Origin of the sequence: Halorussus sp. MSC15.2, from assembly GCF_010747475.1 — an archaeon.
Lineage (GTDB): Archaea > Halobacteriota > Halobacteria > Halobacteriales > Haladaptataceae > Halorussus.
Genome location: NZ_VSLZ01000004.1, coordinates 328,062 through 345,225, shown reverse-complemented (window position 1 = coordinate 345,225; position 17,164 = coordinate 328,062). Strand labels below are relative to the sequence as shown.

The 17,164-nt window shown below is 67.3% G+C and carries 15 protein-coding genes and 2 pseudogenes; 8 read left to right on the top strand and 9 right to left on the bottom strand.

Annotation, left to right across the window (positions count from 1 at the left end; genetic code table 11):
- Positions 1–57 precede the first annotated feature (57 nt).
- The gene (locus FXF75_RS16525; protein ID WP_163522949.1) at positions 58–1,026 is read left to right on the top strand and encodes an LLM class oxidoreductase; all 969 of its coding nucleotides are present in this window, start codon (positions 58–60) and stop codon (positions 1,024–1,026) included.
- Positions 1,027–1,162: 136 nt separating this feature from the next.
- Here FXF75_RS16525 and FXF75_RS16520 read toward each other — a convergent pair whose 3' ends face one another.
- Positions 1,163–1,642 (bottom strand): hypothetical protein, encoded by a 480-nt coding sequence (locus FXF75_RS16520; RefSeq protein ID WP_163522948.1) that lies wholly within the window; start codon positions 1,640–1,642, stop codon positions 1,163–1,165.
- 138 nt (positions 1,643–1,780) lie between these two features.
- On the opposite strand from FXF75_RS16520, the gene FXF75_RS16515 reads away from it, so the two are divergent.
- Positions 1,781–2,377 (top strand): hypothetical protein, encoded by a 597-nt coding sequence (locus FXF75_RS16515; protein ID WP_163522947.1) that lies wholly within the window; start codon positions 1,781–1,783, stop codon positions 2,375–2,377.
- 49 nt (positions 2,378–2,426) lie between these two features.
- Here the strand turns inward: FXF75_RS16515 and FXF75_RS16510 are convergent, their stop codons facing one another.
- Complete coding sequence (locus FXF75_RS16510; protein WP_163522946.1) at positions 2,427–4,124, bottom strand: thiamine pyrophosphate-binding protein; 1,698 nt, start codon at positions 4,122–4,124, stop codon at positions 2,427–2,429.
- Positions 4,125–4,255: 131 nt separating this feature from the next.
- Between FXF75_RS16510 and FXF75_RS16505 the strand changes: the two genes are divergently transcribed.
- On the top strand, positions 4,256–5,209 hold the full coding sequence (locus tag FXF75_RS16505) for a hypothetical protein (RefSeq protein WP_163522945.1): 954 nt from the start codon (positions 4,256–4,258) through the stop codon (positions 5,207–5,209).
- Positions 5,210–5,221: 12 nt separating this feature from the next.
- Here FXF75_RS16505 and FXF75_RS16500 read toward each other — a convergent pair whose 3' ends face one another.
- Positions 5,222–6,151 (bottom strand): NAD-dependent epimerase/dehydratase family protein, encoded by a 930-nt coding sequence (locus FXF75_RS16500; RefSeq protein ID WP_163522944.1) that lies wholly within the window; start codon positions 6,149–6,151, stop codon positions 5,222–5,224.
- A gap of 161 nt (positions 6,152–6,312) precedes the next feature.
- Here FXF75_RS16500 and FXF75_RS16495 point away from each other — a divergent pair.
- Positions 6,313–7,553, top strand: a pseudogene (locus FXF75_RS16495) (XdhC family protein).
- A 98-nt stretch (positions 7,554–7,651) separates the two neighbouring features.
- Here FXF75_RS16495 and FXF75_RS16490 read toward each other — a convergent pair.
- Together FXF75_RS16490 and FXF75_RS16485 are read right to left on the bottom strand one after the other, a co-directional pair.
- The gene (locus FXF75_RS16490; RefSeq protein ID WP_163522943.1) at positions 7,652–8,110 is read right to left on the bottom strand and encodes a hypothetical protein; all 459 of its coding nucleotides are present in this window, start codon (positions 8,108–8,110) and stop codon (positions 7,652–7,654) included.
- 53 nt (positions 8,111–8,163) lie between these two features.
- Positions 8,164–9,789, bottom strand: a complete 1,626-nt coding sequence (locus tag FXF75_RS16485) for a uracil-xanthine permease family protein (RefSeq protein ID WP_163522942.1) — start codon at positions 9,787–9,789, stop codon at positions 8,164–8,166.
- Between the two features lie 330 nt (positions 9,790–10,119).
- On the opposite strand from FXF75_RS16485, the gene FXF75_RS23185 reads away from it, so the two are divergent.
- Positions 10,120–10,254, top strand: a complete 135-nt coding sequence (locus FXF75_RS23185; RefSeq protein ID WP_275897432.1) for a hypothetical protein — start codon at positions 10,120–10,122, stop codon at positions 10,252–10,254.
- Between the two features lie 96 nt (positions 10,255–10,350).
- Here FXF75_RS23185 and FXF75_RS16480 read toward each other — a convergent pair whose 3' ends face one another.
- Positions 10,351–11,151 carry a TrmB family transcriptional regulator gene (locus tag FXF75_RS16480; RefSeq protein ID WP_163522941.1) on the bottom strand — a complete coding sequence of 267 codons (801 nt, stop codon included), beginning with the start codon at positions 11,149–11,151 and terminating at the stop codon, positions 10,351–10,353.
- Positions 11,152–11,373: 222 nt separating this feature from the next.
- On the opposite strand from FXF75_RS16480, the gene FXF75_RS16475 reads away from it, so the two are divergent.
- The gene (locus tag FXF75_RS16475; protein WP_163522940.1) at positions 11,374–11,721 is read left to right on the top strand and encodes a hypothetical protein; all 348 of its coding nucleotides are present in this window, start codon (positions 11,374–11,376) and stop codon (positions 11,719–11,721) included.
- A gap of 185 nt (positions 11,722–11,906) precedes the next feature.
- On the opposite strand, the gene FXF75_RS16470 is transcribed toward FXF75_RS16475, so the two are convergent.
- The gene (locus FXF75_RS16470) at positions 11,907–12,917 is read right to left on the bottom strand and encodes an aldo/keto reductase (RefSeq protein ID WP_163522939.1); all 1,011 of its coding nucleotides are present in this window, start codon (positions 12,915–12,917) and stop codon (positions 11,907–11,909) included.
- A 174-nt stretch (positions 12,918–13,091) separates the two neighbouring features.
- On the opposite strand from FXF75_RS16470, the gene FXF75_RS16465 reads away from it, so the two are divergent.
- Together FXF75_RS16465 and FXF75_RS16460 are read left to right on the top strand one after the other, a co-directional pair.
- The gene (locus FXF75_RS16465) at positions 13,092–14,768 is read left to right on the top strand and encodes a gamma-glutamyltransferase family protein (RefSeq protein WP_163522938.1); all 1,677 of its coding nucleotides are present in this window, start codon (positions 13,092–13,094) and stop codon (positions 14,766–14,768) included.
- A 115-nt stretch (positions 14,769–14,883) separates the two neighbouring features.
- Entirely contained in the window at positions 14,884–15,072 is a 189-nt protein-coding gene (locus FXF75_RS16460) for a hypothetical protein (RefSeq protein WP_163522937.1), read from the top strand.
- 52 nt (positions 15,073–15,124) lie between these two features.
- Here the strand turns inward: FXF75_RS16460 and FXF75_RS16455 are convergent, their stop codons facing one another.
- A complete protein-coding gene (locus tag FXF75_RS16455) occupies positions 15,125–15,490 on the bottom strand; it encodes a hypothetical protein (RefSeq protein ID WP_163522936.1) in 366 nt (121 codons plus the stop codon).
- A 212-nt stretch (positions 15,491–15,702) separates the two neighbouring features.
- A pseudogene (gene sufB, locus FXF75_RS16450) lies at positions 15,703–17,126 on the bottom strand (Fe-S cluster assembly protein SufB).
- Positions 17,127–17,164: the final 38 nt, after the last annotated feature.

Sequence of the window (17,164 nt, the reverse complement as noted above, 5' to 3'; positions counted from 1 at the left end):
GCGGGTGACTATTACGGAAACGTCGCTTTCTCGTGTCGGGAACCCCTATCTCCGCCCGTGACAGACCGCGCGAACCGAGGCCGCGAGAACAGCGACCGCGCGAACCGCGGTCACGAGAACCGCGGCTTCCGACGCCTCTTCGGCGACGACGACCTCTCAGTCGGCCTGTTCTTCCCCATCACGACCGCCGAGGACGACGTGCCGCCGATGGACGACCAGATGGAACTCGCCCGGGACGCCGAGGAACTGGGCTTCGACGCGCTCTGGGTCAGGGACGTGCCGACCTACTGGCCCAAATTCGGCGACGCCGGACAGGTGTACGACCCGTGGGTCTACCTCGGACAGGTCGCGGCCCGCACCGACGACGTGGCGCTCGGGACCGGGAGCGTCGTCCTGCCGCTCCGCCATCCCCTCCACGTCGCGAAGTCGGCCGCGTCGGTGGACCGACTCTCCGACGGCCGCCTCGTGCTGGGCATCGCCACGGGCGACCGCTCGCCGGAGTACTCCGCGTTCGGCGTCGAGGAGGCCGCGCGCGGCGAGCGGTTCCGCGAGCACGTCCGGGTCCTCCGGACGGTCTGGGCCGAGGAGTTCCCGGAAGTCGAGTCGGCGTACGGGACGCTCGACGGGAACCTCAACGTCGTTCCCAAACCTACCACGGAGACGCTTCCGCTGCTCGTGACCGGCAACTCCCGCCAGTCGCTCGACTGGATAGCAGACAACGGCGACGGCTGGCTTCACTACCAGATGCCCCTGAAAACCGTCGAGAGCGTCGTCGGCGACTGGCGCGAGGCCGCGGGCGACAAGCCCTTCGCGCAGGCGACGACGGTCAACCTGAAGGCCGACCCCGAGGCCGGGATGGAACACGTCCATCAGGGGTTCGCCGCCGGGAGCGAGTGGTTCGTCGAACACTTCCGCGCGCTCGCCGACCGGGGCGTGGACCACCTCGCAATCGGCATTCGGGGGAGCGACCGCGACGCGAGGACGGTGCTGGCCCAGTTCGCCGACGAAGTGCTGGACGAGTTGTAAGTTCGGCGGACGACGACCGGGATTCGTTCGTCCGCCAGCGCGATACCGTCGCACGAACGACGGTGGGGGTCGTCCCGTTTCGCGGGGACGACCCGCAGGAGAGGTCCTTACGCGATATGGTCTACGGCCGTCCGGACTATGGAGACTCCCGAACGAACAGATACGCCAACACCACGGCCAACGCGACCTCCGAGGTGAGAGCGAGGAACTTCACCGGCCCGGCGAACAGGTGGTCCAACAGGAAGGGGACGAGCGGTCCGGTGTGACCTGCGCCCTCGCCGAACAGCAACAGCGGTCGGTGGCCGGTGGCGTGCCACGCGAAGTAGCCCCCGACGTACACGGCCATCAGCGCGATACCGCCGAGGTAGAGCGGGCGTCGATACCGGCCGCGCGTGGCTAGCACGAGACCGACGACGAGCGCGACCCCGGAGAAGACGAACAGCGGCCACCGGAGGTCGCGCGGAACGAGGAACCCGGCACTCGCCCACCGAATCCAGTTGTAGAGTCCGAGCGTGACGTGAATCACCGCGACGAGTACCGCGAGGTGGGCCGCGAGGAGGTACACCGGCGCGGGGAAGTCCGATTCCTGTGCGGGCGAGGCCACTTCGGAGTTCATCGGTCCGACCGAGGAACGGCATACGCAAGACTCTCACGGTTCGCCGCACGTCTGTGGCGTATTGACAGACGTGCACAGTCTCGCGCTCGACTCGAACGCCGCGTAACGCACAAGTAGCCCCGGTCCGACGGCACGGTCATGCGAGTCGCCCTCCAGCGCGCCATCGCGGGCGCGGCCGCCTACCTGCTCGCGTACGGTCTCGCGGCCGCGCTGACGCTCTATCGCCTCCCGACACTGCTCGGTCGTCACCTCGCCCCGTCGAGACAGCAGCAGTACTGGGAGTACTACGTCGCCGCCGGAGAACCGACCGAGGCGGTCGTCGGATGGTTCCTCGCCAGCGCCCATCGCGTCCCGATGATGACCGTGACCGAACCCGGTTCTACCGGCGTCTCCGCCGCCGACGTGTTCGCCGCGCGAGCGCCGTCGCTCTACTTCGCTCCGGCGCTAGCGTGTCTCGTCGCGGGGTTCGTCGCGGCGCGACGCCCGTGGGAGCGCGCTCCGGTCCCGGTCGGCGTCGGCGCGTTTCTGACTGTCGGCTACGCCGCCGCGTTCGTCGCCTCGGCGTTCCAGTTCCGGGTCGATACCGGGAGCGAACGGGCGTTCCCCGCGCTGTTCAACTACGGGTCGCTCCAGTGGGTCGTGTTCGTTCCGCTGTTCCCTCTCGTTTTCGGGACGCTGGGCGCGTTCGTCGGAACGAGCGTCTCGGTCCGGCAGTTGATGCCGTCGGTCGAGTAGTCGGTCGGGAACCTCCGTCGCCCCGGGACGACTCCCGATTTCGCCGACGCTACTCGTGAAGGCCGCCGACCTCGGCGTAGAACGACGACCGCAACTGCTCGGCCATGTCCTCCTCGCGGTCGATGCGGGCGTCGATTACCGTCGGCACGTCGTTGTCCTTCCCCTCGGCGAGCGCCACGCCGAGTTCGTCCGGGGTCGTCGCCCGGATTCCCGCCGCGCCGAATCCCTCCGCGATGGCCACGAAGTCGGTGTCGTGGAACTCGACGCCCGCGATGTCGCCGTCCTCCTCCTGCATCTGGCGGACCATCCCGAGGCTGGTGTCGTTCAGCACGACGAAGGTGGGCGCGACCCCCTGCTCGACCGCGACCTCCACGCTGGTCATCGTCATCGTGAATCCGCCGTCTCCCGCGACGCCGATTACGTCTCTGTCGGTCGCGATGGCGGCCGAGACCGCCGCCGGGGTCGCCCACCCCATACCGCCGACGCCGCCCGACCCGAAGTAGGTCCGGATACCCGGGGTCTGGAGGTAGTTCAGAAGCCAGAAGCGGTTGTTCCCGGAGTCGGCCGTGACGATGGTGTCCTCGTCGGCGACCGCCTCGATTTCCTTCACGGCGCGCTGAGGTTTGATGGGCGAGGCGTCGGACTCGCACTTCGGGTCAGAGAACGACTCGCGGGCCGACTCGGCCCGGTCGCGCGCCCAGTCGTTGCTTCCCTCGCCTGCCGCTTCGAGCGCCCGCAGGCTCTCTTTGGCGTCGCCGATGAGGCCCACGTCGGCGGGGTAGACCCATCCCGCGTTCCGGGTGTCCACGTCCGCGTGGATAATCGTCTGTTCGTCGGGTCGGACGAAACTCGGGGCCTGCCAGTTGGTGTCCATCGGGTTCATCCGACACCCCGCCACCAGCAGGGCGTCGGCCTCGCTCACGACCTGATTCGCGCCCTCGTGGCCGAACGACCCGATGACGCCCGCCGCGAGGTCGTGGGTCTCCGGAATCGTGGACTTCCCGAGGTAGGAGGTCACGACAACGGCGTCGTACGCCTCCGCCACGGCCCGCAACTCGTCGTAGGCCTGCGCGGCGTGGACGCCGTTGCCCGCGATTATCACGGGTCGCTCGGCCGCGGCGAGGGCCTCGGCGGCCTGCTCCACGTCTTCGTCGGTCGGCGCGGCGTCCCAGTTCCGGACCTGCTCGTCGGCGTCCCAGACCGGCGGAATCGGGTCCTCGGGCACCTCCTCGGTGACCGCGTCGCCGTCGAGGATGACCGCGGTGGGACCGGGCCGTCCCGCGGTCGCGTGCTTGAACGCCAACTGGACGCTCCGGAGGGTCTCGGTCGGCGAGCGCGGGAACCAGTGTTCCTTGGTCACGCCGTCCAGAATCTTGGGGAGGTCGAGACCGCCGTAGTCGCCTCTGGACTGCTGGTAGGGCGCGAGCGTCGAGTAGTCGCCGCGCTCGCTGGCCTCGGTCAGCACGACCATCGGCGACGAAGAGAGGCGGGCCTCCATCTGGCCGATGGTGCCGAGGCTCCCTATCCACGGTCCCTGCCCGGCGAGGACGCCCGGCGTCTGGGTCAGGCGACCGTACATCTCGGCCATGACGCTCCCCTCGCGCTCGTCGCGCGGGCGGACCACGTCCACGTCGGACTCGGGGAGTTCGTCCAGCAGTTCGATGACGCGGCCGCCGGGGTAGCCGAAGACGTACTCGACGCCGAGGGCTTCGAGTTGGGCGACGAGTTCCTCGTTGGTTGCTGCCATGAGACGACATGACTCGGGCTTGCGTCTTTGTTCTGTCGCTCCTCGAAGGTGTCTCGGGGGACCGTCGGCCGCGACGAAAATTCCACTCTCCGACCCGATATTTTATGACTGACCGACAGCAATGCCGCGCCATGGACCGCCGCGAGTTCCTCGCGACCGGCGCGACCCTCACCGTCGCCGCGCTCGGCGGTTGTACGGGCTGTGCCCGGATGCCCGCCGCCTCCCTCCACATGGAGACTATCACCGACGCCGAAATCGCCGAGAAGGTCACCCACGAACTCGAAGATGGGGCCTCGGACCGACGCCGACTCGTCACCGACGCCGTCGAGAACGGGTCGGCCACCGTCGAGGACGTGGACCCGCCGCTCCCCGCGAACAGGTCGTTCGTCTACGAGGGGTCGGTGTATCGGCTCTCACACGACGTGGTGGCGTCCGCGCCCGCGACCACGTTCCACTTCACGCTCGACCCGGTCGAGGGGTCGGTCGCCGAGAGCGAGACGGTTCGCTACGCGGACCTGCCGGCCGTGGACCGCGAGAAGTTCGCCGAAAACGGGTGGGACGACGGGAGTTTCCTCGGGTTCGGGTCGTCGCTGCTGTATCTCGACGGCGAGATTCCCGACTCCGCGCTCGTCCCCGACCCCGAGCGCCCGGTCGTCGTCTGGGACTCCGAGACCAAGGGGCGATTCGAGGTGGACGATTCGCACGCGACCGAACTGAAGACGTACCGGTACGCGGCCGAGGTGGTCAATCCCTCCGCCGAGCGGTACGGCGCGGAGGTTCGAGAGCGATACGCGTTCGCGCTCTCGGGGCTGACGAGCGCGGAGCGCGACATCGTCCGGCAGGCCGTCGAGAACGAGGGCGGCTATCGGGTCCCGCCGGACGAGACGCCGCCCGACGCGATGTGGAAACTGGCCGAGCGATTCCGTCGGAACGAGGAGGTCCGCTACGCGTGGGAGGACGACGAGGATGCCGGCGGGTCGGGTCACATCGACGGGTCGTACCTCGTCCGACGCGACGGCGAGGTGTACTGGACGAGCATCCACGTCTCGCGCGACCAGTTCACGACGACAGCGAGCGCGGACTGACCGCGCCGCAGTTCAGCGCAGTTCCTCGTGCAACTGCTCGGCCGCGGTCCGGACCGCCTCGGCGCTCTCGCGTTCCGGCGACCACCCGATGGCGCTGGCCTTCTCGATGGAGAGGCGCATCTTGGGCACGTCGCCGGTCCACCCGCGGTCGCCGCCGGTGTACTCGAACTCGGGGTCACAGCCGACCACGTCGCTGACCAGTTCCGCGATGCGCGTGACCGAGATGGTCGTCCGCGTGCCGAGGTTGTAGAGGTTGGTCGGGTCGTCGGTGTGCTCCACGACGTGTTCCATCCCGCTCACGCAGTCCTCGACGTGGAGGTAGGACTTCTCCTGACGACCGTTGCCGAGAATCGTGAGGTGGTCGGGGTCCTCCAGCAGTTTCTCGATGAAGTCCGAGATGACGTTGTTGCGCTGGTGGGGACCGACGACGTTCGAGAACCGGAACATCCACGTCGTGAAGTCGTGGGAGTGAGCGTACGTCGAGAGCAGGCCCTCGCCCGCCAGTTTGCTCGCGCCGTAGGTGCTGACGGGTTCGAGGGGCGCGAAGTCCTCGGGCGTGGGCCGGGGCGCTTCGCCGTACACCGCCGAGGAGGAGGCGAAGGCTATCTTCGAGAGACCGACCTCGTCCATGCGTTCGAGGATGTTGTAGAGCATGGCGTTGTTCTCCTCGAACACCCGGCGGTGGTCGCCCCGGTTCACGTCCGAGAGCGCCCCGAGGTGGAAGACCACGTCGAGGTCCGCGGTGACGACTTCGGCCACGTCGTCGGCGTCGGTGAGGTCCACGTCGGCGAACGCGGCCGACTCGGGCACCCACTCGCGGTTGCCCTTCGAGCAGTTGTCCGCGACCAGCACGTCGTTGTCCTCGGCGAGCGACTCGGTGAGGTGCGTGCCGATGAGTCCGGCACCCCCGGTGACGAGGACCGACTTCCCTGATAAGTCCATGCCGGAAGTAGCGACGGAGCGACGGATATATTTTTACTTCCGAGCGAGGGGTCTTCGTGCCTCGTCACGGGATTTCGGGGACGAGCGTCCCGAGCGCCGCCCCGTCTCCCGCCCGACGCTCGACGCCAACACCTAAATATTCAGACTTGCTACCACGGTTCATGGACGAGACGGACGCGTGGGACGCGAGCACACTGTCGGTCCGCGCGGCCCTCCGGGACGCTATCGAGGCGAGTGACGGTGGCGACACCGGCCCCCGTGCCGCCGTGGCGACCGTCGTCTCGGTCGAGGGGTCGGCCTACCGCCGCCCCGGCGCGAAGCGCGTCCTCGCCGACGAGCGAGCGGTCGGGGCCATCACCGCCGGATGCCTCGACGGCCCGGTCGCGGACCTCGCGGAGCGCGCGCTCGCGGACGGTCCGGTCTGCGAGACGTTCGACCTCACGGGCGAGGACGACACGTGGAGTTTCGGTCTGGGATGTAACGGGGTCATCGACGTGCTGGTCGAACCCGCAGACGAGAGCTTTCGGCCCGTGCTGAACCGCGTCGAGACGGGCAGTGAGGGACGCGAGGCCCCTCGAACGTCGTCGGACTCGCAGTCCGGCGAGACGCACGCGGCCCTGCTCACGGTCGTCGGCGGCGACCACCCGGTCTCCGGCGGCGACGGGACCGTCCCGGTCGGCGCGCGGGCGCTCGTCGGCGAAGACGGTTCGGCGGCGTCTACGGACCCCCGCCCGCCGCTCCCGGACGACCTGCTCGCGGCGGTCCGCGAGCGCGCCGCCGCGTTCGCCGCGGCGGGTCGCTCCGACACCGTGACCGTCGAGACCGAGCGCGGGACCGCGGCGGTGTTCGTGGACGGTCTCGAACCGGTCCCGGAACTGCTGGTCTTCGGTCACGGCGGCGACGTGCGGCCGGTCGCCCGCCTCGCGCGCGACGCCGGGTTCCGGGTGACGGTCGCCACCTCGCGCGGCGCGCGGGCCGACGGCGAGCGGTTCCCGGCGGCCCACGAGGTCGTCGCCGCACGGCCGCCGGACGTCGCGGACGCGGTCTCTCGCCCGGCCGACACCTACGCCGTGCTGATGAGCCACAACTTCGTGGACGACCGACTGGCGCTCGACGCGCTCCTCGACTGCGGGGTTCCCTACGTCGGGGTGATGGGGCCGCGCAAGCGTTCGACCAGATGCGCGAGGCGCTGGCCGACGAGGGCGTCGAACTCTCTGACGACGAGTTGGACCGAATCTCGACGCCCGTCGGTCTCGACTTGGGCGGCGGCGAACCCTCCCAAATCGCGCTCTCGGTCGTCGCCGAGGTGCTGGCCGCCTCGAACGGTCGAACCGGCGGGCGATTGACCGACACCGAGGGACCGATTCACTCGCGGCCCGACCGCGCCACCGACTCGGACTGACGACGCCGGAGGTCCCGCAGGTCTCGCTCGGTGTCCACGTCGCGGTGGACGCCGATGCCGGTCGTCTCGACCCTCGTCTCTTTTGGATTCGGCCGGGGTCAGTCCGACTCCGACTCGTCCGCGGATTCGTCCGGTCGCTCGGCCATCAGGGGTTCCAGCGCGTCGTAGAACGCGGCCGTGTCCGCGGGGAACACCGACACGGGTTTCGGTCGGTTCACGACTTTGATGCGGGCCTTCCCGCGCTTCCGGTAGGTCCAGTAGAGGCTGACCGCGCCGAACGCCGCGAACGCGAGACCGAGCGCCGCGTTCCGGCGGGTGGAGTAGAGGCCCCACCCGACGAGGACCACGCTCAGGACCGCGAGGAAGTGGTCGAAGTCTTCGACGGTCACTTCGACCACGTCGTCGAGCGCAATCTTCGTCACTTCGTCGTCGCCCGACGCGTCGGCGGTGACGACGAACAGGTGGTCGTCGGTCAGCGCGACCGACCCGCCGGTTCGGAGGGCCAGTCGCTCGCGCACGGACTCGCCCTCGGGGAGCGAGTCGGAGATGGCTGTCACGGATTGGCGTTGGCGTCGCGGTGCGAAAAAGGGACGGTTCCGCGAGTCGGGGGTCAGTCGGCGCTCTGGGTCGCTTCCGCGTCCTCCTTCCGTCTGTCCCAGAACGACTCGAAGTCGCTGTCGTCCTCGGTGAGGTCCTCCCACGCGGTCAGGCCCCGCTCCTCGCGGGTGCCGGGGATGGTGTTGTCGAGGAAGAACGCGACGATGCCGCCGACGGCCATCCCGGTGCCGCCGATGACGAAGATGGTCGTGGCGACCACGTCCGACCCGAGAACCGGGCCGAAAATCGGTACCGCGGCGAGGCCCTGCTGGAACGCCGCCGACGCGGAAGCGTCCATGCCCGCGCCGACGTTCGACATGTAGCCCGGAATCGCCAGTCCCGCGAACAGCGCGAACCCGACGATGAACACGTTCCGGTTGGCGTCGAGGTCCACGTACTTGAGTTGCGAGAGACCGACCGCCGTGATTTGACCGAACATCACGACGTAGAGACCGCCGATGATGGGGGCCGGAATCGTGGCGAACAGTTGGCCGACCGGGCCGAAGTAGCCCACGACTATCATCACGGCGGCACCGATTTGGACGACGTAGCGCGAGGCGACGCCCGTGATGCCTATCGCGCCGACGTTCTCGGTGTAGGAGGTCGAACCGTTTCCGGTGCCCATGATGCCAGCGAAGGTGTTTCCGAGACCCTCCATCCCGATGCCGTGGTTGATGCGCCGGGCGTTGGGCGCGCCGCGCCCCGCCATCCGGGCGACCGAGTGGTAGTCGCCGAAACTCTCGATGGCCGACGCCAGCATCCCGGCGACCATGCCGATGATGAATCCGGGCGTGAACAGGGGGAGGCCCCACTGGAACGGGTAGATGGGCTGGAATAGGGGTGCTTCCGTCACCGAATCGAGCGCCACGTAGCTTACCGACCCCTCGGGGAAGACGCCGACCACCGAGAGGACGGCCGCGATGGTCCACGCCGACGCGATGCCGAGCAGGACCGGGAACAGCCGGAACGAGCGGTGGTAGCGGTCGAGGTACTGGGAGAACGCGATTATCAGGACCATCGTCAGGCCGAGCAGCCACCAGTTCTGGCCCGTACCGGGCGCGCCGAAGTTCGGGTTCTGAATCTGGGGGACGTTGAACAGCGCCAGTCCGATGAGCGCGATGACCGGGGCGATGACGACCGGACCCATGTACCGCTTGAGCCACCCCATGACTCCGAAGTAGCCGATGAGTACCTCGACGAGTCCGGCGACGATGACCGCCCCGGTGAGTTCGCGTATCATGAGTTGCCAGCCAGCGCCGTTCGACGCGAGGACGCCGATGATGGCGAGCGCCGGGGCCAACATCGAGAAGGTACCGCCCTGCACGATGGGGTAGCGGTTCCCGACGGTGGTCTGGGCCAGCGTGGCGATGCCCGAGACGACGAAGAACGTGCCGATGAGCCGTGCGGTCGCGCCGCCGGGCATCCCCATCGCCCCGGCGAGGGCCAGCGGTATCGCGACGCTCGCACCAATCATCGTCAGGTAGTGCTGGAAGCCCAGCAGTATCGACTCGCCCAGCGGCGGCTTGTCGTCGATTCCGTACTCGATGTCTATCGAGGCCTCGGCCTCGGGTTCGACGCCGGGTCCCTCGGGGGAGAAGTCCTTCTCGACTTCCTCGAAGTCGTCGTCTCCCCCGCTCATCGAGGCTCACCCGGTGAGACCGTCGCGGCGGTCGAAGCACGCGTCGCGCTAACCGGACGTAAAAGTAGCATGGATACAGTTCCCCAAACGATTTGCATAAATATGCCGGTTATCCTTCGGGCTTCGGTCTCAAAATCGAACTAATTCGGTACGCTCGCCGCCGCTGACGTCGGGGGACTTGCCCGTCGCTCGTATTCGGCCGCGGAACCGACGCCCGGTCGTTCGCTCCCCCGAATCGTATCACCGAGCGCCTTCTGCCGTGTCAACTATCGATGTTGTTCCTCGCGTAGTACTCGGTCGTTTAAATTCCCGGAGTGAAGCTATCGATACATGGGTGAGTCGGAGCACTCGTCGGAACAGAAGCGAGGCGCAGTCCAGCATCTGAACGACGCGTTGTCGGCGGAGGAGATGGACGAGGTCAACTACCACGTCCGGCAGGCCCTCCAACTGCTCGGCGTCGAGTGACCACCGCCGAGCGAGTACGAGCGAGTGAGTCTCATCGAGTCGGCCGCTCCGAGTACGCATCGCCGAACCGCGAGATTCGTCGGCGACCCGCGGAAATCAATCCCCGAACGACCCGGTGACGTTCCGTTCGAGTTCGTAACTCAGGACGCGTTCGGCGAACGTCGCGAAGCCGTGGTCGATACCGTCGCTCCACGCCGCCGTCTCGTTCGGCACCCCCGGAAGCTCCTCGTCGTGGACGGCGCTCGTCAGCACCGGACCCCGGTCGGCCATGAGCAGTCGCCCGATTCGCGGCGTCTCGGTCATGTTACCGAACCACTCCACGAGCGGCGTGGCGAAGACGTGTGCGTCGAATCCGGCGGTCTCGACGCGCTCCCGAATCGCCTCGACGTCGGTGCCGACGTGGACGGTGACGCCGCGCTCGTCGGCCTCGGAGAGCGCGCTCAGCACCGCCTCGTCCAGCACGGTCTCCTCGAACACGAGCAACAGGAGTTCGTCGGTCGCGTCCCCCACGAGGTCGAGTACTCGCTCGGTGACCTGCTCGTGGTCGCTGATGGCCCAGACGGCCTGCTGGGTCTCCTTGTAGACCGGCTCCATGCGGCTGAGGGTCTGTTCGACCGTCTCGAAGTACGAGTCGTACTCCTTGCGGAGGGTCCGGAGTGCGGTGTCGAGCGAGACGCTCTGGAACGTCCTCGGTTCGCCCTCCTGGAACTCGACCAGTCCTCGGTCCTGAAGGCGCTCCATCGTCTCGTAGACCCGCGACCGCGGAATGTCGGCCACCTGTCCTATCTCCTTCGCCGTCCCGTGGGGGAGTCTCGTGAGCGCGACGAAGCACCGCGCCTCGTACTCGGTCAGTCCGAGTTGCTCCAGCGCGTTGACCGCCGCTTGGCCGTCGTCCATATCGATGGGAAGGGCGGGAGAACTGTATGGTCTTCGGGCGTCGAAGCGGGGAAGCGTCGGTGTTCCTCCCAGAGGAACAACGCGTCCGCTGTTCCGTGCGGAGTCGAACTTCGCTTAAGTACGTCGGGGCGGTAACTCGGGTACGGTCACGGACGCGGCCTCGCGTTCTCCGCGGAGAGAAGTGCGGACGACCGACGTGGCCATCTCGTAGGTGAACGATACATGCAGAACACGACACACTCACACACCCCTACCGAACAGTCGCTCGATACTATCTTCGAACTCGTCCGGAACCCGCGCCGTCGGTACGCGATTTCGGTCCTCTCCGACCGGGAGTCTCCGCTCTCCGTGTCGGAACTCGCCGCGGCGGTCGCACGGCGAACGGAGGACCCAGACCTAGACCGACCTCCGGCGACCCCCGACGAGGTGGCCGGGTCGTTGCACCACGTCCACCTCCCGAAGATGGCCGACGCGAACGTCGTCGCGTACGACGCCGAGACCGGCGAGGTGTCGCTCGCTCGGGCCGACGCGGTCGCTCCGTTCGTCGAGGCCGCCGACGACTTCCAGTGACCACCGTGCACGGAATCCTCAACCGCGACCGCGAAAATTGAACCAGCCCCCTGCGAACGCCGCGCGACCTACTCCTCTGCGAACGCCGCGCACCGGGGCACCGACGACTCGCCGCCGCGGAACCGACTCGTCCGCGCCGTGCCTCTCGGGCCTTCCGAACCAGTTCCGGCCGGTAGTTCCGTCCCTCAGAGACCGGCGTACGGCCCGCCCTTCGACTCGGTGAGTCGTCTGACCTGCTCGTCGGAGAGGTCTATCTCGGCGGCGGCGAGATTCTCCTCCAGTTGCTCGACCGTGCGGGCACCGACGATGGGCGCGGTCACGCCGTCGCGGTGCATCACCCACGCGAGCGCGGTCTGGGCAGGCGACGCGCCGACCTCCTCGGCGACCGCGTCGAGTTCGTCGTGGACGTCGAAGTTCTCCTCGGTCAGGTACGACTCCCGGAAGCGACTGGACTCGGCGGCCCGCGAGTCGCCGGTCAGCCCGTCCTCCCGGGAGTACTTCCCGGTGAGGAAGCCCTGACCCAGTGGACTCCACGGACAGACCGCGAGGTTCTCCCGTCGGGCCATCTCCAGATAGTCCCCCTCGATTTCGCGGTCCACGAGGTTGTACCGCGGCTGGAGTACCGTGAACGGCTCCCAGCCCTCGGCGCGAGCGATTTCGTTCGCCTTCGCCACCTTCCACGCGTTCGGCCGGAGCGTGGACGCCCCGAGGTAGTTGACCTTCCCCGACCTGACGATGGCGTCGAACGTCTTCATCATCTCGCGGGTCGGCGTCTGGTCGTCCCAGCGGTGGATGTAGAGGACGTCGATGTAGTCGGTGCCGAGACGGTCGAGAATCTCGTCCACGCGGTGCCGGAGGTTCTTCCGGTTCGTGCCCCTGCTGTTGGGGTCGTCGTCTCGAATCTGCCAGTAGATTTTGGAGGCGATAGTGAACCGCTCGCGGTCGCGCTCGGACAGCCAATCGCCAATCCACTCCTCGGCCTTCCCGGCCCCGTACACGTCGGCGGTGTCGATGTATCGTCCGCCCGCCTCGGCGTAGGCGTCGAGCAGTTCCTCGGCGCGGTCCTCGCCGATTTCGACGTTGCCTTCCTCGGTCTCCTTGCCGAACCGCCACGTCCCGAACTGGAGTTCGCTCGTCTGCAAACCGGTGCCACCGAACTGGACGAAGTCGAGGTCGAGGTCTTCCAGTGCAGTCATCGTCGAGTAGCGTTTGGTGCGAGCCGCTGAAAAGGATTCAGTAACCGGCAGGACGGTAGCGGCGGGGGTATCTGGCGAAGGGGCGCGGCTCGGAACTGAGAAGTCGTCTTCCCTCACCGTTCGCACTCTGCCCCTTCCCTGTCGTTTTTCAACCCTGCTACGGAATCCCCTCCCATGACCGACCCGGACCCGGACCGATTCAGTTCGCGCCGCTCGACAGTCTACGCCCCGAACGGTCTCGTCGCCACGAGCCAACCCCTCGCCGCCGAGGCGGGGGTCCGGTCGTTGCGCGAGGGCGGCAACGCCTTCGACGCCGCGGTAGCGACCGCCGCCGCGCTCAACGTGGTCGAACCGACGAGTACCGGTCTCGGCGGCGACGTGTTCGCGCTCTACCGGACCGCCGACGGCGAGGTGGGCGCGATGCGGTCGTGCGGCGGTGCGCCCGCGGACGCGACCATCGAGAACGTCCGGGCCGCGCTGGAGGCCGACGCGAACGCCAGCGACTACTACCCCGAATCCCGGGGCTACGCGACCGACTCGCCGGACGAGGCCGGAATGCCCTTCCTCGGGCCGCACGCGGTCACGGTGCCGGGGACGGCCCGCGGGTGGGAGGCGACCGTGGAGCGACTGGGGAATCTGACGCTCGCGGACGCGCTCGAACCGGCCATCGAGTACGCGACCGAGGGCTACCCCGTCTCGGAGATAATCGCCTCCCACTGGACCGGCGCGGAGGACCTGTTCACCGACGACCACGCCCGCGAGGCGTACCTGAAAGACGGTCGCGCACCGAAGACGGGCGAGACCATGCGCCTCCCGCGCCTCGGCGAGTCGATGCGGACCATCGCCGAGCAGGGCGCGGACGCGGTGTACGAGGGCGAAATCGCGGAGAAGATAGCCGCGGAGGTGCAGGCCGCGGGCGGGTTCATGACGGTCGAAGACCTCGCGGCCTTCGAACCGGAGTTCATCGACCCGGTCTCCACGACGTACAACGGCGCGGAGATATACGAACTCCCGCCGAACAATCAGGGTCTCGTCGCGCTCGAAGCCCTCAACGTCGCCGAGGAAATCGGCGCTGGTGACCACCCGCTCGACTCGCCCGAGCGCATCCACTACTTCGCGGAAGCGATGAAGCGAGCGTTCCACGACGGCCACCGCTACATCACCGACCCCGAGTACGAGGAGATTCCGCCGCTGGCGTCCGCGGAGTGGGCCGCGAAGCGCGCCGAGGGCATCGGCGAGACGGCGGACGACGACGTGTCGTTCGGCGTTCCCGACTCGCACGCGGAGGACGCCGACACCGTCCTCCTGACGGTCGCCGACGACGAGGGGAATCTGGTCTCGTTCATCAACTCCCGGTTCGCCGGGTTCGGGTCGGGACTCGTCGCGGGCGACACCGGCATCGCGCTCCAGAACCGCGGCGCGTCGTTCTCGCTGGACCCCGACCACCCGAACAGTCTCGAACCCGGCAAGCGACCGTTCCACACGCTGATTCCCGGTCTCGCCAAGTTCGACGAGGGCGACTGGGCCGCGTTCGGCGTGATGGGCGGATACATGCAACCGCAGGGCCACGTACAGGTCATCTCGAACGTGGTGGACTACGACATGCCGCTTCAGGCGGCGCTCGACCACCCGCGCTGGCGCTACCGTGAGTCGGGCGAACTCGCGGTCGAGGGCCGCCTCGACGGGGCGACCCAGTCGAAACTCGCCCGGAAGGGCCACGACGTGCGCGTCCTCCCGCCGGTGATGTTCGGCGGTGCCCAGATAACCCGCGTCGAGGGTCTCCACGGCGACGACCCGGTCCTCTCGGGCGCGACCGAACCTCGGAAGGACGGCAACGCGACGGGCTACTGACGCGACTGACGGCGTGCGCTCGGTGCGACTAGCCGCCCGATTCGGACCCCTCACCGATTCGGAATCCGTCGCACGCGCCGCAACCACAAAGTCCCCCTCGCCCGTCGGATACGATATGCAGGAACGCACGCAGTCAGACGGCGGCCGGTCGCCGCTCGCAACGCTCGCGCTGCTCGCACTGACGTTCGCCATCGGCTACGTCCTCGGGTCCCAGAGCGGTGGCGAGTCCGGGGAGTGGCAGGAGGTAGCGAACGAACCGACCGAGATAACTATCGACGGCGAAGAAGAACAGACCGAGGAGTGAGTTCCCGTTCGGTCTCTGTTACCTGAGTCACCTGCTTGTTCCGCCTCGTGGACTATCCCTCGTGTCGGCGAATCTTGTCGAGGAAGCCCGTGAGCGGCGGTTCGATGCGAATCTCGGTCACCTTCCCCTCGTCGCCGTCGTAGACGATAATCCCCACCTCGTCGAGTTTCGGGAGGTGGGTGTGGTGGAGCGCGGTGGCGATTTGTGTCCGCTTTATCATCGACACCTTGTCGGGCGGTTGCTGGAACTCCCGACCCGCGACTTGGTCGGTGAGTCCTTCGAGCGTGATGGGCGCGGGGAGACCGTCGAGGCACGCGAGCGCGTGTCGTCTGTAGCGGTCGCTGAGGAGGCTGAGAACTTCGTCGATGCCGACTGACCCGTCGCGGTCATCGTCGCCCCCGACGGAGTCACCGGTCATACCCGACAATTTTCTTTCTCACTTAAACGGCTATCGCATTCCGTCGGTCGTCTCCGACTCCCAGTCCCGCGTCGTAGCGTGTGCGTCGTCACGGGGCAGAGAAACGGAAACCGACGATTGCCGGAGACCGGAAACGAACGACCGCGAAGAGCAGAAGCCGACACCGCGGCCGAAGAACAACGAACGGAAGCCGAACCGAGGAGCGTCCGGGACTATCCGAGACTGCCTTCCATCTCCAACTCGATGAGACGGTTGAGTTCCACGGCGTACTCGATGGGCAGTTCCTCGGTGATGGGTTCGATGAAGCCGGAGACAATCATCTGCTTGGCGTCGTCGTCGTCCAGCCCTCGGGATTGGAGGTAGAAGACGTCCTCGTCGCCGATTTTGCCGACGGTGGCCTCGTGGGCGACGTCGACTTTCGACTCGTCGATTTCCATGTAGGGCATGGTGTCGGAGACCGAGTCGTTGTCGAACATCAGCGCGTCGCACTCGACGCTAGTGCTGGAGTCGGTCGCGCCCTCCGAAATTTGGACCAGACCGCGGTAGTTGGTGCGGCCGCCGTCCTTGCTGATAGACTTGGACTCGATAGTGGAGTTGGTGCGAGGCGCGTTGTGGTAGACTTTGGCGCCGGTGTCGATGTTCTGGCCTTCGCCCGCGAACGCGATGGAGATGTGGTTCGCGGAGGCGCCGCGGCCCTTGAGGATGGAGCAGGGGTAGAGCATGGTGGCTTTCGACCCCATACTGCCCGAGACCCACTCCATGCGGCCGCCCTTCTCGACGAGCGCGCGCTTGGTGTTGAGGTTGTAGGTGTTCTTCGACCAGTTCTGGACCGTCGAGTACTGGACGTGGGCGTCTTCGCCGACGAACACTTCGACGCCGCCGGAGTGGAGGTTGTGGCTGCCGTACTTGGGCGCACTGCAGCCTTCGATGTAGTGGACCTCCGAGCCCTTCTCGGCGATGATGAGGGTGTGCTCGAACTGGCCCATGCCCTCCGAGTTCATCCGGAAGTAAGCTTGGACCGGCATCTCGACCGTGACGTCCTCGGGGACGTAGACGAAGCTGCCGCCACTCCAGACTGCGCCGTGGAGCGCGGCGAACTTGTTGTCGCTCGGGGGGACGCAGGAGGTCATGAAGTGCTCTTTGACGAGGTCCTCGTGTTCGCGGACCGCCTCGTCCATGTTGCAGAACACGACGCCTTTCTCCTCCCACTGCTCTTGCATGTTCTGGTAGACGACCTCCGACTCGTACTGCGCACCGACCCCGGAGAGGGCCTTGCGCTCGGCTTCGGGAATGCCGAGTTTCTCGAAGGTGTCTTGGATGTCCTCTGGCAGGTCGTCCCAGCTGTCCGCGCCCTCGCGTTTGTCGACGTCGGGGCGGATGTAGGGGACGATTTCCTCGATGTCGAGTTGGGTGAGGTCGGGTTGCCCGGGCCAGTCGGTGGGCAGGGGCATGTTGTGGTAGTGTTCGAGCGCGCGGAGGCGTCGCTCGCGCATCCAGTCGGGTTCGTCCTTGTCGTCGCTGATGAGGTTCACGACCTCTTCGGTCAGCCCCTTTCCGGACCTCACGCCGCGCTCTCCTCCTTCTTGAACTCGAAGCGCTCCTCGGTGTTGGTTTCCTGAAGTTCCTCGCTACTCATGTACTCGTACGTGGGTACCGAAGCCCCTTAACCTCGGG